The organism is Bradyrhizobium sp. SSBR45G, from assembly GCF_030159255.1.
Taxonomy (GTDB): Bacteria; Pseudomonadota; Alphaproteobacteria; order Rhizobiales; family Xanthobacteraceae; genus Bradyrhizobium.
Genome location: NZ_BSCT01000049.1, coordinates 16,207 through 30,975 on the forward strand (window position 1 = coordinate 16,207; position 14,769 = coordinate 30,975).

Sequence of the window (14,769 nt, forward strand, 5' to 3'; positions counted from 1 at the left end):
TTCTCGCGATCAGCCCCAGCGTCGGAACGTCATTTGACGGTCCGATGCCGGGGCCGATACGCGCATTCTCGATCAGGATCGATCCGCGCCGCAAGCGCAGATGCTGGTCACGCTGCCAGCGCCTGCGGCAATCCGGCGAGCCAGTCACGCGCCAGCGCGATGTCGGCCTGCGACAGTTGATGTCCGGTCGGCAGCGTCGTGTGGGTCACGTCTGCACCGGCATCGATGAGCTGGCTGCACAGCTTTGCCGAGTTGCTGGCGGGCACGATCGGATCGTTCATCCCCGAGAGGATCAGCACCGGCTTGCGCTGGAGCTTGACGGCCGGCGGCTGCTGGAGCGGAACCATGGCGCGGAACAGCACCGCGCCGGCCAGCGCCTCCGGCTGCAGCAGGAGCAGCGCGGCAGCGATGTTGGCGCCGTTGGAATAGCCGACCGCAACCGGCGCGGCGATGCCGTAGCGTTGCCTTGCCTCGCCGATGAAGGCGCCGAGCTCCAGCGCGCGCCGGCGAACGTCGTCCTCGTCGAACACGCCCTCCGCGAGACGGCGGAAGAAGCGCGGCATGCCATGTTCGAGCACCTGTCCGCGCGGCGACAGCAGGGCTGCGCCGGGCGAGAGGGTGGCGCCGAGCGGCAAGAGGTCGTTCTCGTCGCCGCCGGTGCCGTGCAGGAGCAGCAGCGGCGCTGCTCCCGGTGTGCTTCCGGGCTGGAAGCGGTGATTGAAGGACAATGCCTCGGTCACGATACGGCCTCCTCGAGGTTGGGCAGCACGCCCTCGATCTGCTTGCGGTGCGTCTCGAGGAAGGCGGGCAGCTTCAGGGTCTTTCCGAGCTCAGCGACCGGCTCGTCGACCGCGAAGCCCGGAATATCGGTCGCGATCTCGAACAGCACGCCGCCCGGCTCGCGGAAGTAGATCGAGCGGAAGTAGTTGCGGTCCTTCTGCTCGGTCGGATGCAGGCCGTGGTGATCGACCAGCTTTTGCGCCATCACGCCCTGCTCAGCATCGTCAGCCGCGCGGAACGCGATGTGGTGCACCGAGCCCGCGCCCTGCGCGCCGCGCAGAAAACCCTTGGCCTCGTAGATGTCGACCACGCTGCCTTGGGCGTCGCCCGGCGCCTTGAAGCGGATCACCGAGCCTTCGCGGCCCGTCTCCGCGAAGCCGAACACGTCGGTCAGCACGGCTGCGGTCTTATCCGCGGAGTCGAGCAGCAGGGTGACGCCATGGAAGCCGCGGATCGCATGCTCGGCCGGGATGTCGCCATTGCTGTAGCCGGGCTCGTTCTCCGCGCCGGGGACGCCGACCAAGGCCAGCGCCATGCCGTCGGGATCGGTGAACGGCAGCACCGACTCGCCAAAGCGCTTCTCCAGCGCCTCATAGGCGATGCCCTTCTCGGTGAGGCGCTGCGTCCAGTAGCCGAGCGAGCGTTGCGGCACGCGGAACGCGGTCTGGTGGGTCTCGCCGACGCCGCGGCGGCCGGCCCGCACGCCCGCCCAGGGGAAGAAGGTCAGGATGGTGCCGGGGCGGCCGGTCTCGTCGCCATAGTAGAAATGATAGGTGCTGGGATCGTCGAAATTGACCGTCTTCTTGACGAAGCGCAGGCCGAGATCGCGGGTATAGAAGCCGAAATTGCGGATCGGATCGCCGGCAATCGCGGTGACGTGGTGCAGTCCGGGCATGTGGGTCTCCTGTCTGTGGGGCCCGATCGGGCCGTTGAACTCCTGGACGCAATATTGGTCGGCTTTGATTTGGAGACAATCCGTGCTTTTGTGACGTCTCTGTCTACAATTTAGCGACAATGACGGTCCGGGACGGATGGACAAGCTCAGCAGCCTCAGGGCCTTCGTGAAGGTGGTGGAGAGCGGCAGCTTCGCCGAGGCCGGCCGGCAGCTGCGGCTGTCGCGCTCGGCGATCTCGAAATATATCGGCGAGCTCGAGCAGAGCCTCGGCGTCCACCTGATCGTCCGCACCACGCGCCACGCCAGCCCGACGGACACTGGCCAGCTGTATTTCGAGCGCGCGGTCTCGATCCTCGCCGAGCTCGATGCCGCGGATCAAGCGGTCAGCCAGTCGCAGGCGGCGCCGCGCGGACTGCTGCGCGTCAACGCACCGATGTCATTCGGCACCATGCGGCTCGGGCCCGTCGTCGCCGATTTCATGATGCGCTATCCCGAGCTGCAGCTGCAGATCGTGCTCAGCGACGATCTGCTCGATCCGGTGCAGGACGGCTTCGATGTGACGCTGCGGATCGCCGAGCTGGAATCGTCGAGCCTGGTGGCGCGGCGGATCATGCCGGTGGAGCGCGTGATCTGCGCCGCGCCGTCGTATTTCGCGCGGCACGGCACGCCACAGAGTCCCGAGGATCTGCGCCGTCACACCTCGCTGACTTACGGCTTCCTGCTGACCGGCAATCAGTGGAGGCTCACCGGCCGCGATGGCGATCACTGGATCCAGCCGGCCTGGACCTTGTGCGTCAACAACGCTGAGGTGTTGCGTGACGTCGCCATCAAGGGGCAGGGCATCGCGCTGATCCCGCGCTTCATCGCCGCCGACGCGCTCGCCAGTGGCGCGCTGACCGCTGTTCTCTCCGACTACACGGCGCCGGAGCTCGCGCTCTATGCGATCTATCCGCCGACGCGGCATCTCTCGGTGAAGGTGCGGCTGTTCATCGACTTCCTGGTCGAGCGCTTCGGCAAGGAGGCGGGTTGACATCGGCCTACGGCAGGTTCTCGCGCACGATCAGCTCGGTGCGGGCGCGCACGGCCGCCTCCTGCACGGCGCGCCCGGCGCGCAGGCTGGAGAAGATCGTGATGCACTCCATCAGCGAGGCCTGCGGGTTCTGCGTCAGCACGGCGTCCATGGTGCCGTCGAGCAGCATGGCGCGGGTGTCCGGCGACAGGCCATGGCCGACGAACACGACGTCGCGCTGTCGCCCGACTTCGCGCAGCGCGCGGCCAATGCCCTCGGCCCCACCGCCGATGTTGTAGATGCCGGCGAGGCGTGGATGCCGCGCCAGCAGCAGCTTGGTCTGGCGATAATTGTTGGCCTCGTCATCGTGGCCCTCGCGCAGGCCGACGACGTCGATGTCGGGAAACTCCTCGCGGAACAGATGCAGGAAGCCCATCTCGCGCTCCTCATGGGCGCGATAGCTGAGACTGCCGGCGATCATCGCGACCTGGCCGAGCCCGTTGCCGAGGAAGCGCGCGATCAGATAACCCGCGGTGCGTCCGGCCGCCCGGTTGTCGAGCCCGACATAGGCCACCCGGCGCGTATTGGCGATGTCCGAGATCAAGGTCACCGTCGGCACGCCACGCTCGGCCAGCACGTCGACTGCTTCGCGCACGGCGGGATGCTCGATCGCCATGAACACGATGCCGTCGACCTCGCGGCCGAGCCGCAGCAGCTCCTGCGCCAGAAGATCCGGCTTCAGGCTCTCGATGCGCTCGACGCGCGCGCGCATGTTGAACGAAGCCAGCTGATCCTGGGATGAGATGATCAGCCGTCCGAGCATGTTGAGAAAGCGGTTGGTGCCGGCCGGCAGCAGGAAGCCGAGCCGCCATGGTTTCAGCGCCTGCGCGGGCAGCGTGCTGTCCATCAGATAGCCGAGCTCATTGGCCGCGCGCAGCACCCGCTGCACCGTGACCGCGCGCACGCCCGGCCGCTGGTTGAGGACGCGATCGACGGTCGCGGCGGAGACACCGGAGAGACGCGCGATGTCGTCGATGCGTGCCAGACGGCGGCGACGCGGCGCCTCGGGGCTGGTCTCGGTCATCGCCTGCTCCTGGTCGGCTGACTAAAACACATCAAAATCCATCAAGATTTGAGTTTGACGGCCGTCATTACTGCTCTCTATCGTGCCGGCGACCATGCGGCAAGAGCCTGGAAACATGGGCTGGCCGGATAACAACCAGGGGAGGACGTCATGACCAAACTGAGCCGCCGCACCATGCTGGGTGCGCTCGCGAGTGCCTCCGCGGCCTCGGTGATCGGTGCGCCCCTGGTGGCGCGCACGGCCGAGATCGAGCTGCGCTACGGCAACAATCTGCCGCTGACCCACCCGCTCAACATCCGTGCGCAGCAGGCCGCCGATCAGGTCCGCGACAAGACCAACGGCCGGGTCGACATCAAGATCTTCCCCAACAACCAGCTCGGCGGCGACACCGACATGCTGAGTCAGGTGCGCAATGGCGGCATCACCTTCTTCACGCCGTCGGCGCTGGTGATCGCGACGCTGGTGCCGGTGGCGGCGATCAACGCCGTCGGCTTTGCGTTTGCCGACTACGACCAGGTCTGGCGCGCGATGGACGGCGGCCTCGGCGCGCATGTCCGCGCCGCCATCGCCAAGGTCAATCTGCATGCGTTCGAGAAGATCTGGGACAACGGCTTCCGCCAGATGACCTCGAGCAGCAAGCCGATCGAGGCGGCCAAGGACATGGCCGGCTTGAAGATCCGTGTGCCGGTCAGCCCGCTCAGCCTGTCGATGTTCAAGGCGCTGGATTCGGCGCCAGCCAGCCTGCAGTTCAGCGAGGTCTATACTTCGCTGCAGACCCGCATCGTCGATGCGCAGGAGAACCCGGTTTCGATCATCCAGGTGGCCAAGCTCTACGAGGTGCAGAAGTACTGCGCGCTGACCAACCACATCTGGGATGGCTTCTGGTTCGTCGCCAATGGCCGCGCCTGGGCGGGCCTGCCGGATGACGTGAAGACAATCATCACCGAGGCGCTCAACGAGGCCGGCATGAAGCAGCGCGACGACGTGCGGCGGCTGAATGAATCGGTCCAGGCCGATCTGCAGGCCAAGGGCCTCGCCTTCAACAAGGCCGCGCCGGACTCTTTCCGCGCCAAGCTGCGCGATGCCGGCTTCTACAAGGAGTGGAAGGAGCGCTTCGGCCCGGAGGCGTGGAGCCTGCTGGAGAAGGAAGTCGGCGTGCTCGCCTGATCGTCGCTCGCTCCGGGAGGCGCTGCACATGGACAGTCACGCGGTTGCGATGCCCGCGCCGGAGCTGCCGGCATCAGGCCTGATGGCGGCTGCTCGCCGCATGGAGCAGGCCGTCGGTGCCGCGGTCGAGACGGTCGCCGCGATCGTGCTCGTCGCCGAGATCCTGATCCTCGGTGCTGGCGTCATCGCGCGCTACGTCCTGCATGCGCCGCTGGTGTGGTCGGACGAGCTCGCCTCGATCCTGTTTCTCTGGCTGTCGATGCTGGGCGCTGCGATCGCGCTCCGGCGCGGCGAGCACATGCGGATGACGGGCGTCGTGGCGCGGGTCTCGCCCGCCACGCGCGTGCTGCTCGAAGCCGTGGCGATGACCGCGTCGATCGCGCTGCTGCTGCTGCTTTTGCCCCATGCGCTCGACTACGCGTCGGAAGAGCGCTTCATCGTCACGCCGGCGCTGGAGATCGCTAGCGCCTGGCGCGCAGCTGCGATCCCGACCGGCATCGCGCTGATGCTGCTCGCGGCGGTGTTCCGCCTGATACGACTCCATGCGCTCAAGCCGGTGCTGCTGGCGGTCGCGCTCACGGCTACATTGCTGCTGCTGTTCTGGCTCGCAGGGCCGGCGCTGAAGCCGCTCGGTCGGCTCAACCTCGTGGTGTTCTTCGTCGGCGTCGTTGGTCTGAACGTCTTCGCGGGCGTGCCGATCGCCTTCGCCTTCGCGCTCGCCACCTTCGGCTATCTCGGCCTCACCACCTCGACGCCGATGCTGGTGATGGTCGGCCGGCTCGATGAAGGCATGAGCCATCTCGTCCTGCTGGCCGTGCCGCTGTTCATCTTCCTCGGCGCGCTGATCGGCATGACCGGCATGGCTGCGGCGATGATCCAATGGCTGTCGTCCCTGCTCGGCCACGTCAGAGGCGGTCTCTCCTACGTGCTGATCGGCGCGATGTATCTGGTGTCGGGCATTTCAGGCTCGAAGATCGCCGACATGGCCGCGATCGCGCCGGTGCTGTTTCCGGAGATGCGGGCGCGCGGCGCCAAGCCCGGCGATCTCGTCGCGCTACTGGCGGCGACCGGCGCGCAGACGGAGACCATCCCGCCCTCGATCGTACTGATCACGATCGGCTCCGTCACCGGCGTCTCGATCGCCGCGCTGTTCACCGGAGGGATGGTGCCAGCGCTGGTGCTCGGCCTCGGCCTCTGCAGCATCGTCTGGTGGCGCTATCGCAACGAGGATCTCAGCCACGTCACGCGTCCCACGTGGCGCGAGGTCGGACGGCTGGGCCTGATCGCGCTGCCTGCGATCGCGCTGCCCTTCGTGATCCGGCTTGCGGTCGTCGAAGGCGTGGCGACCGCCACCGAGGTCTCGACCATCGGCATCGCCTATTCGGTGCTCACCGGCCTCCTGATCTACCGCCAGTTCGACTGGCGCCGCCTGCCTGCCATGCTGGTCGAGACCGCCGCGCTCACCGGCGCCATCGTCTTCATCATCGGCTGCGCCACCGCGATGGCCTGGGGCCTCACCCAATCCGGCTTCTCACAGAAGCTCGCGGAGCTGATGGCCGCGATTCCCGGCGGCGCCTGGGGCTTCCTCGCGATCTCGATCCTGACCTTCATCATCCTCGGCAGCATCCTCGAAGGCATTCCTGCCATCGTGCTGTTCGGACCTTTGCTGTTTCCGATCGCGCGCCAGGCCGGCGTCCACGAGGTGCACTACGCGATGGTCGTGATCTTCGCGATGGGCATCGGCCTGTTCGCGCCGCCATTCGGCGTCGGCTATTACGGCGCCTGCGCCATCAGCAAGATCAATCCGGACGAGGGCCTGCGCTACATCTGGGCCTATGTGCTCGCGCTGCTGCTCGGCCTCGTCGCCGTGGCTGCGATCCCGTGGTTCTCGACCGGCTTCCTTTGATGTTTTTGAGCTGACTGTTGGAAAGGACGATGCCATGAGCCGCCTGTTCGGCGAGATCCGTCAAGCCGGGTATGTCGTACCCGACATCGAGGCGGCGATGGACTATTGGTCGCGCGTGCTCGGCGTCGGGCCGTTCTTCTACAATGAGCGCGTTCCGATCCGGAACTACCAGTATCGCGGCGAGCGCTACGAGCCGCACAATTCGGTGGCGCTGGCCAACTCCGGTCCGCTGCAGATCGAGCTGATCCAGTGCCGCAACGACGTGCCGTCGATGTATCGCGACTTTACACGCGCCGGCCATTCCGGCCTGCAGCACGTCGCCTACTGGACCGAGAGCTATGATGCCGATCTCGATCGGCTGCTCGGGCAGGGCTTCAAGCCGGTCATGAGCGGCGAGGTTGGCGAGCGCGGCCGTTTCATCTATTTTGATACGCACTACCATCCCGGCACCGTCATCGAGCTGTCGGAGGTGCTGGGACCAAAGGGCACGATGTTCCGGATGATCCGCGAGGCCTCGCAGAACTGGGACGGCAAGGACCCGGTGCGCCCGTTTCCGGATCTCAGCAGGCTGTGAGCATGGCCGCATCCGACCGCTTCGAGGCCAGCTATCTGATCGAGACGCCGCTCGATCTCGCAGATGTGGCCGAGGTGATGGCCGGCGAGCAGTCCTGCGGCACGTTCACGCGCGTCGAGGGCGAGACGGATGATCTGCGCGCGCGGGCCCGTGCCACGGTGACCGGGATCGTCGAGCTGCCAGCCTCGGATCAGCCGAGCCTGCCGAATGCTTGGCTGCGGCGCAAAGGCAGGGGCGGTCCGTATCGCCGTGCCCGCGTGACGATCTCGTTTCCCGTCGCCAATGTCGGCGCCAATCTGCCGACGCTGGCCTCGGTCGTCGCCGGCAATCTCTATGATCTCGGCGAGGTCACGGGCCTCAGGCTGGAGCAGATCAAGCTGCCCGCCGCCTATCGTGTGCGCTTTCCGCTGCCGAAGCAGGGCATCGCCGGCACGCGGCGGCTGACCGGGGTCGGCAAAAGCGCGCTGGTCGGATCGATCATCAAGCCGAATGTCGGCCTCGATGCCGACGAGACGGCAGCTTTGGTCGGGCGCCTGTGCGCGGCCGGCGTCGACTTCATCAAGGATGACGAGATCTCGGCCGATCCAGATCATGCTCCGCTCGCGCGACGCATCCCTGCGGTCATGGCGGCGATCAAGCGGCATCAGGACGCGACCGGCAAGCACGTGATGATGGCGTTCAACATCACCGACGAGACCGATGCGATGCGCCGCCACGCCGATCTGATTGCGCAGCATGGCGGCTCCTGCGCCATGGTGTCGCTGAACTGGTGCGGCTTTTCCGCGGTCGAGACCCTGCGGCGGTCGACCGATCTCGCGCTGCATGGTCATCGCAACGGCTTCGGCGCGATCTCGCGCCATCCGCGGCTCGGCATCGGCTTCCAGGCCTATCAGACGCTGTGGCGGCTCGCCGGTGTCGACCACATGCATGTGCACGGCCTGCAGGGCAAGTTCGCGCAGGACGACGACGAGGTGGTCGAGTCGGCGAAGGACTGCGTGACGCCGCTGGCCGATGGCTGCGATGACCGCGTGCTGCCGGCGTTCTCCTCCGGGCAATCCGCCGCCACGGTGCAGGCCACCTACGACGCGATCGGCCACGCCGATCTGCTGTTCATGGCCGGCGGCGGCATCATGGCGCATCCGGGCGGACCAGCGGCCGGCGTCACCAGCATCCGCCAGGCCTGGGACGCGGTGACATCGGGCGTCTCGCTCGACGGGGCGGCCCGCGAGCATCTGGAGTTGCGGCAGGCGCTGGCCGCCTTCGGGCGCGCCGGATGAGTGCCGCAGCACCATTCGCGCGGCCGCGCGTCGGCTGGTATGGCGACGATCTGACCGGCGCGACCGATACGCTCGCGACCTGGGCCGAGCGCGGCCACCGCGCGCTGCTGTTCCTGCGGCCGCCGAATTCGGCGCAGCTCGCCGCCGCCGGGCCGCTCGATGCCGTTGGCATTGCCGGCGCCACGCGGTCGATGCCGCCTGACGCCGCGGCAACCGAGCTCGATGCCGCCGGCCGCGCCTTTGCCGCGCTCCGGGTCGACGTGCTGCACTACAAATGCTGCTCGACTTTCGACAGTGCGCCTGACGTCGGCAGCATCGGCGCCGCCGTGGCGGTGCTCCGGAAGCATGTCACCAATCCCCTCGTGCCGATCATCGGCGGCCAGCCCAATCTTGGCCGCTACTGCCTGTACGGCCATCTGTTCGCCGCCGCCGGTGCTGGCGGTGATGTCCATCGCATCGACCGCCACCCGACGATGAGCCGGCATCCGGTGACGCCGATGGGCGAGTCCGACCTGCGCCGGCATCTGGCGGCGCAGGGGCTGAAGCGGGTCGCTCTGATCGACTACCGCGCCTATGCCGAGGGCGACGCCGACACCCGGCTCGACGCCAATCTGGCGGCTGCGCCCCATGCGGTGCTGTTCGACGTCGCGCAGGAGAGCGACCTCGCGGTGATCGGCCGGCTGCTGACGGATCGCCTTGCTGCGGGCCCGATGCTCGCGGTCGGCCCGAGCTCGGTCGCGCGCGCGCTGGCCGCGATCTGGGACGAGCCGGCGAACTCTGCGCCCCCAGCGTCGCCGCCGCGCGCCGGCGGTCCCGTGCTGGCGCTGGTCGGCAGCCTGTCGCCGGTAACGCGAGCGCAGGTCGCGGCGGCCAGCGGCTACCGCATCCTCGCCATCGATCCCGCAAAGCTGCTTGCAGATGGCGGCGAGCTGCGGCGCCTATGTCAGGCGGCGGTCGCGGGGCTTGCCCAAGGACACGTCATGCTGGTGACGGATGCGGCACAAGGCGCCGAGATGGCGCGCGTGGCGCGTGCGACCGGTGCGCTGCTGAGCGCGGTGCTTGCAGAAGCGGACGTCTCGCGCATCGTTGTCGCCGGCGGCGACACCTCCAGCCACGCGATCGCCGCGCTCGATGCCTGGGGCCTGTCCTACCGGGCGCCGATGGTTCCGGGTGCACCGCTGTGCCGCCTGCACAGCGACGACCCCCATCTCGACGGCCGCGACATCATCCTCAAGGGCGGCCAGATGGGGCCGGTGAGCTTCTTCGCTGACGTCATCGCGACCTGAGGCGCCGAGAGAAGAAAATCGCTTCGAACGCCGCGTTGGCTGCTGCTAATGTCCTGCCTGGACTGGAACGAGCTAAGGACGGACGGATGGGGCGGCTGAGCACGCATATTCTGGATACGGTCAGGGGCAAGCCCGCCGCTGACGTCGTGATCGATCTCGATGTGCTGGAGCCCAGTGGCTCCTGGCGCCGGGTCAAGCAGGTCCGGACCAATGCCGACGGGCGCACCGATCAGCCGGTGCTGGCGGGGGATGAGCTCACCACCGGCACCTACATGCTGACCTTCCACATGGGCGCCTATTTCAAGACCCATGGCCTCGCGTCCGAGGATCCGCTGTTCCTCGACCTGATCCCGCTCCGCTTCGCGGTTGCCGACGCCAGCGCGCACTACCACGTGCCGCTGCTCGCGACGCCCTGGAGCTATCAGACCTATCGCGGGAGCTGAGCCGGATGAGTGCCGACGTTTACCCGCGCGACATGATCGGCTACGGCCGCACGCCGCCGCATCCGCGCTGGCCCGGCGATGCCCGTGTCGCCGTGCAGTTCGTGATCAATTACGAGGAGGGCGGCGAGAACAACATCCTCCACGGCGACACCGCTTCCGAGGCCTTCCTGTCGGAGATCGTCGGCGCCCAGCCCTGGTGGGGCCAGCGCCACATGAACATGGAGTCGATCTACGAGTTCGGCTCGCGCGCCGGCTTCTGGCGTCTGTGGCGGATGTTCACCTCGCGCAAGCTGCCGTTGACGGTGTTCGCAATCGCGACCGCGATGGCGCGCAATCCGGAGGCCGTGGCCGCCATGAAGGAAGCCGGCTGGGAGATCGCCTCGCACGGCCTGAAATGGATCGACTACCGCGATTTCTCTGAGGCCGATGAGCGCGCCCATATCGAGGAGGCGATCCGCATCCATACCGAGCTGACCGGGACGCGGCCGCTCGGCTTCTATCAGGGCCGCACCTCGGCGCACACGCTCGACATCGTCCTGAAGGAGCAGGGCTTCGTCTACAGCGCCGATTCCTATGCCGACGAGCTGCCCTACTGGATCCAGGGACCGCACGGCCCGCAGCTGATCGTGCCCTATACGCTCGACGCCAACGACATGCGCTTTGCGACCCCGCAGGGCTTCAACTCGGGCGACCAGTTCTTCGCCTATCTGAAGGACAGTTTCGACCTGCTTTATGCCGAGGGCGCCGAGAGCCCGCGCATGATGTCGGTCGGCCTGCATTGCCGCCTCGTCGGCCGTCCCGGCCGTGCGGCGGCGCTGGCGCGCTTCCTCGACTACATCATGAGCCACGAGAAGGTCTGGGTCGCGACCCGGCTCGACATCGCCCGGCACTGGATCCGGACACATCCGCCGGCCGGTCATCTCAGGCCGTCGCAGATGTCGCGCGTGCTGTTCGTGGAGCGCTATGGCGACATCTTCGAGCACACGCCCGAGATCGCCGAGCGCGCCTATCGCGCCGGCCTGACCGCCTTCGACGATTCGGCGGATGCGCTGCATACGACCCTGATGAACGTCGTCCGCGGCATGACGCGCGATGAGAAGCTGAAGCTGATCCGCGCCCATCCCGAGCTTGCCGGACGCGAGGCGCTGGCCGGCGAGATGACGGATGACTCGATCGGCGAGCAGGGCCGGCTTGGCTTCACCTCGCTGTCGCGCGCCGAGTTCGACCGCGTCGCCGACATCAACACCCGCTATCGCAACAAGTTCGGCATGCCGCTGATCGTCGCCCTGGCGCTACACGCCGACCGTGCCTCGGTCATCGCCGAAATGGACCGCCGCATCAGCCACGACCAGGACACCGAGATCGCCAACGCCATCGACCAGATCGGCCACATCACGCGGGCGAGGTTGGCAAAGAAGTTCGATCAGGGGTGAGGATGAAATCGCCTGCTGATTAGATTCCGGCTGGTCCCTTACGAGCAGTGCGTTCCCTCTCCCCATTCTTACGGGGAGAGGGCTGGGGTGAGGGGCCACCGCACGGGAAGTGTTCGCGGAGAGGCGATCCCGCTTGACGAAATGGAACAGTCGCCGCGCGACCGAGAGCCAATTAGTTATTCCGTCATGCCCGGGCTTGTCCCGGGCATCCACGTGACTCCGAAGACGCCGGACGACGTGGATGGCCGGGACAAGCCCGGCCATGACGTTGTGGGAATAGACGAGCGCAACATGTAGAGCACCACATGCGTTCGCTTTGTCGAAGGCGAAGCGCGGCAAAGATGCAGCTTGCCGCGAGCTAAGTTGCTAATACGCGCTCCGCCTGCGCCGCAACATCCAGCAGCAAGCGATCACGGCCGCGGGCCGCAATCAGCTGCAGGCCGTAGGGGAGACCGCCGGCGTTCTTCCCACACGGGATCGAGATCGCCGGCACGCCTGCGTGATTGACGAACGGCGTGAACACCGCATGTCCGCGCGGGCTCGCCGGCCTGCCGCCGATCTCGGACGGGCCGAGTTGCGCGAACGGCCAGGCGACACAGGGCACCGTCGGCGCCAGCAGCACATCGACCTCCATGAAGAACGCGGCAAAGGCGCGTGCGATCTGCGTGCTCGCCTCGAGCGCGCGCGCGACATCGGCGCCGCTGAGGCCGAGGCCACGCTCGATCTGCTTGGCGATATCAGGATCGAATTGCGTGGCATCGCTGCGGAAGGCGTCACCAAACAGTGCTGCCAGCCCGGCATGCTGCAGCGGCATCACCGCGTCCTCGGCGAGGCCTGCGGGCCAGACGGGATCTCTCCGCGCAATCGACAGGCCCGCGGCCGAGAGACGATCGACTGCGTGTTCGAGGCCCGTGCGGATCTCGTCATCAACCGCGACGTCGAGCCCGAGGCGCGGCGAGAACGCGACGCGCAACTGGCTTGGATGATCGGCCAAGGGTGCTTCAAAGGAATGCGGATCGCGCGGATCGGCGCCGGCCATCGCCTCGAAGGCGAGCCTGGCATCACCGACATCAGCGGTGATCGGCGCGATCACCGAGATGCCCCAGCCGGCCTCGGGAAAACCGGGGCCATAGGGGATCGCGCCATAGGACGGCTTGAAGCCGACCACGCCGACATGGGCCGGGGGACGCCGGCTCGAGCCGCCGGCATCGGTGCCGATCGCGAGCGGCACGAGCCCCGCGGCGACCGCAACCGCTGGGCCGCCGGATGATCCGCCGGGCGTGAGGTCAGGGTCCAGCGGATGACGCGTCGGTCCATACAGCAGCGACGTGGTGACGCCCTTGCAGGCGAACTCCGAGGTCGCGCCGATGCCGACGACGACCGCTCCGGCCCGGCGCAGCCGTGCCACCGCGATCGCATCCTCGGGGGCCGTGAAGTTGGCGAACAGCCGCGAGCCCTGCGTGATGCGCCAGCCGCCGACCCAGATGTTGTCCTTGATCACGACAGGCACACCCGCGAGTGGCAAGTCCTCTCCGGCCGCCACGCGCGCATCGACGGCATCGGCCTCCGCACGCGTGCGCTCCGGATCTGTCGTGACGATGGCGTTGAGATCGCGCGCCGCGGCGATGCGGGTCAGCGCCTGCTCGGCCATCTCCCTCGCGGAGGTCTGCCGCGCCGTAACGGCGGCTGCGATGTCACTTGCGCGCATGGGATCGCTCCATCAGCAGAACGGCTGCGCCCGCAGCCGCTGTCAAGCCAAGTGCCACGAAGCTGCCGCCGAGCCCGACGCGCGGTGTCAGGACGGCAACCAGCAGCGGCGCGGCGACGAGGCCGAGAAACGAGGCGGTGAGCACCGCGCCGGTGGCCTCGGCGACGCGTCCAGGTTTTGCGAGATTGGCGATCTCGGCAATGAACACGCCGTTCCAGCCGCTCGCGGTCAGCCCGAACACGAAGGTCAGCAGCACCAGGATCGGCCGGCTCAGCTGCGCGCCCCACAGTCCCACCAGCAGTGCGCAGATCGCCATGCCTACCCCCGCCATCACCAGCACCGCGCGCGCCGAGCGCAGCCGCGTGGCGACGACGCCCCAGCCGAGCCGTCCGAGGATGCCGGCGCCTTGCGCCGACGCCAGCACCCAGCCGGCCTCGACATGGCTCAGTCCGAGCTCCGCGGTGCCGAAGCTGACGAAGCAGGTGTTGAGGATCACCTGCATGCCGCTGAACGGGATCGAGGCGATGGCGAGCGCTGCCATCCGGCGGTCGGCGCTGATCAGCTGCAGCCGTTCCATGAGGCCGAGCCGCGGCATGACCACCGGCGCGATCGCGTAGGTTGGCCTGAGCCGCTCGAAGGCGGCGAAAGCGATGGCGGCGCAGACGATGACGGCGGCATAGGCGGAGTTCGGCGACATCAGGACGGCGATCGGCGGCAGCGCCAGCGAGCCGACCACGGCGCCGATCTGGCTGCCGGTCTGCCGGATCGAGAACACCATCGCGCGCTTCTCGGCCGGCACCAGCCGCCCGAGCAACGCCGAGCTCGCCGGCGTTTCTGGTCCGACCGCAAGCCCCAGCATCAGCCCGGCGCCGAGCAGGGCCCATCCGCTCTCGAACAGCGCGAGCGACATGCCGGCGCTGACGACCACGGCGCACAGCGCCGCAACGCGCAGCGAGCCGAGCTTCTGCACCAAGGTGCCTCCCCAGAACGAGGAGACGAGGCTGATGGCGAACGCCGCAGTCGAGAACAGCGACAGCTGTTCGATGCTGAGGCCGGCGCGCGGCGCCACCGTGCCGGGTGCGAACAGCGCCAGCGACACCAGCGCCTGCAGCGCGATCATCGCGGCGAGCGCGGGCCACAGCGGCACGGCTGGCGCCGCGGCAGGTTTCGCGTCTATCATGCCGCGACAACCTGATGACGGAGTGCA

13 protein-coding genes are annotated in these 14,769 nt (G+C 67.8%); 8 read left to right on the forward strand and 5 right to left on the reverse strand.

Annotation, left to right across the window (positions count from 1 at the left end):
- Window positions 1-107: 107 nt before the first annotated feature.
- Together QQL87_RS33885 and QQL87_RS33890 are read right to left on the reverse strand one after the other, a co-directional pair.
- On the reverse strand, window positions 108-740 hold the full coding sequence (locus QQL87_RS33885; RefSeq protein ID WP_284423485.1) for an alpha/beta hydrolase: 633 nt from the start codon (window positions 738-740) through the stop codon (window positions 108-110).
- Complete coding sequence (locus QQL87_RS33890; RefSeq protein WP_284423486.1) at window positions 737-1,675, reverse strand: ring-cleaving dioxygenase; 939 nt, start codon at window positions 1,673-1,675, stop codon at window positions 737-739. Before QQL87_RS33890 ends, QQL87_RS33885 begins: the two co-directional genes overlap by 4 nt.
- A 136-nt stretch (window positions 1,676-1,811) precedes the next feature.
- Here QQL87_RS33890 and QQL87_RS33895 point away from each other — a divergent pair, with 136 nt between their 5' ends.
- A complete protein-coding gene (locus QQL87_RS33895) occupies window positions 1,812-2,705 on the forward strand; it encodes a LysR family transcriptional regulator (RefSeq protein ID WP_284423487.1) in 894 nt (297 codons plus the stop codon).
- A 7-nt stretch (window positions 2,706-2,712) separates the two neighbouring features.
- Here the strand turns inward: QQL87_RS33895 and QQL87_RS33900 are convergent, their stop codons facing one another.
- Window positions 2,713-3,768: a LacI family DNA-binding transcriptional regulator gene (locus QQL87_RS33900; protein ID WP_284423488.1), complete on the reverse strand. Its 1,056-nt coding sequence runs from the start codon at window positions 3,766-3,768 to the stop codon at window positions 2,713-2,715.
- Between the two features lie 150 nt (window positions 3,769-3,918).
- Here QQL87_RS33900 and QQL87_RS33905 point away from each other — a divergent pair, with 150 nt between their 5' ends.
- The 7 genes from QQL87_RS33905 to puuE all read left to right on the forward strand — a co-directional run bounded on the left by QQL87_RS33905 (window position 3,919) and on the right by puuE (window position 11,854).
- Window positions 3,919-4,935: a TRAP transporter substrate-binding protein gene (locus QQL87_RS33905; RefSeq protein WP_284423489.1), complete on the forward strand. Its 1,017-nt coding sequence runs from the start codon at window positions 3,919-3,921 to the stop codon at window positions 4,933-4,935.
- Window positions 4,936-4,984: 49 nt separating this feature from the next.
- Window positions 4,985-6,841: a TRAP transporter large permease gene (locus QQL87_RS33910; RefSeq protein ID WP_502871252.1), complete on the forward strand. Its 1,857-nt coding sequence runs from the start codon at window positions 4,985-4,987 to the stop codon at window positions 6,839-6,841.
- Between the two features lie 34 nt (window positions 6,842-6,875).
- Window positions 6,876-7,415 carry a VOC family protein gene (locus QQL87_RS33915; RefSeq protein ID WP_284423490.1) on the forward strand — a complete coding sequence of 180 codons (540 nt, stop codon included), beginning with the start codon at window positions 6,876-6,878 and terminating at the stop codon, window positions 7,413-7,415.
- A 2-nt stretch (window positions 7,416-7,417) separates the two neighbouring features.
- Window positions 7,418-8,692 carry a ribulose-bisphosphate carboxylase large subunit family protein gene (locus QQL87_RS33920; RefSeq protein WP_284423491.1) on the forward strand — a complete coding sequence of 425 codons (1,275 nt, stop codon included), beginning with the start codon at window positions 7,418-7,420 and terminating at the stop codon, window positions 8,690-8,692.
- A complete protein-coding gene (locus QQL87_RS33925) occupies window positions 8,689-9,978 on the forward strand; it encodes a four-carbon acid sugar kinase family protein (protein WP_284423492.1) in 1,290 nt (429 codons plus the stop codon). Before QQL87_RS33920 ends, QQL87_RS33925 begins: the two co-directional genes overlap by 4 nt.
- Window positions 9,979-10,064: 86 nt before the next feature.
- Entirely contained in the window at window positions 10,065-10,421 is a 357-nt protein-coding gene (gene uraH / locus QQL87_RS33930) for a hydroxyisourate hydrolase (RefSeq protein WP_284423493.1), read from the forward strand.
- A 5-nt stretch (window positions 10,422-10,426) separates the two neighbouring features.
- Window positions 10,427-11,854 carry an allantoinase PuuE gene (gene puuE / locus QQL87_RS33935; RefSeq protein WP_284423494.1) on the forward strand — a complete coding sequence of 476 codons (1,428 nt, stop codon included), beginning with the start codon at window positions 10,427-10,429 and terminating at the stop codon, window positions 11,852-11,854.
- Window positions 11,855-12,212: 358 nt separating this feature from the next.
- Here puuE and QQL87_RS33940 read toward each other — a convergent pair whose 3' ends face one another.
- Both QQL87_RS33940 and QQL87_RS33945 read right to left on the reverse strand, forming a co-directional pair.
- Window positions 12,213-13,562, reverse strand: coding sequence for an amidase (locus tag QQL87_RS33940; protein ID WP_284423495.1), 1,350 nt, complete (start codon window positions 13,560-13,562; stop codon window positions 12,213-12,215).
- Entirely contained in the window at window positions 13,549-14,742 is a 1,194-nt protein-coding gene (locus tag QQL87_RS33945) for an MFS transporter (protein ID WP_284423496.1), read from the reverse strand. The genes QQL87_RS33940 and QQL87_RS33945 overlap by 14 nt, the downstream gene beginning before the upstream one ends.
- Window positions 14,743-14,769 lie beyond the last annotated feature (27 nt).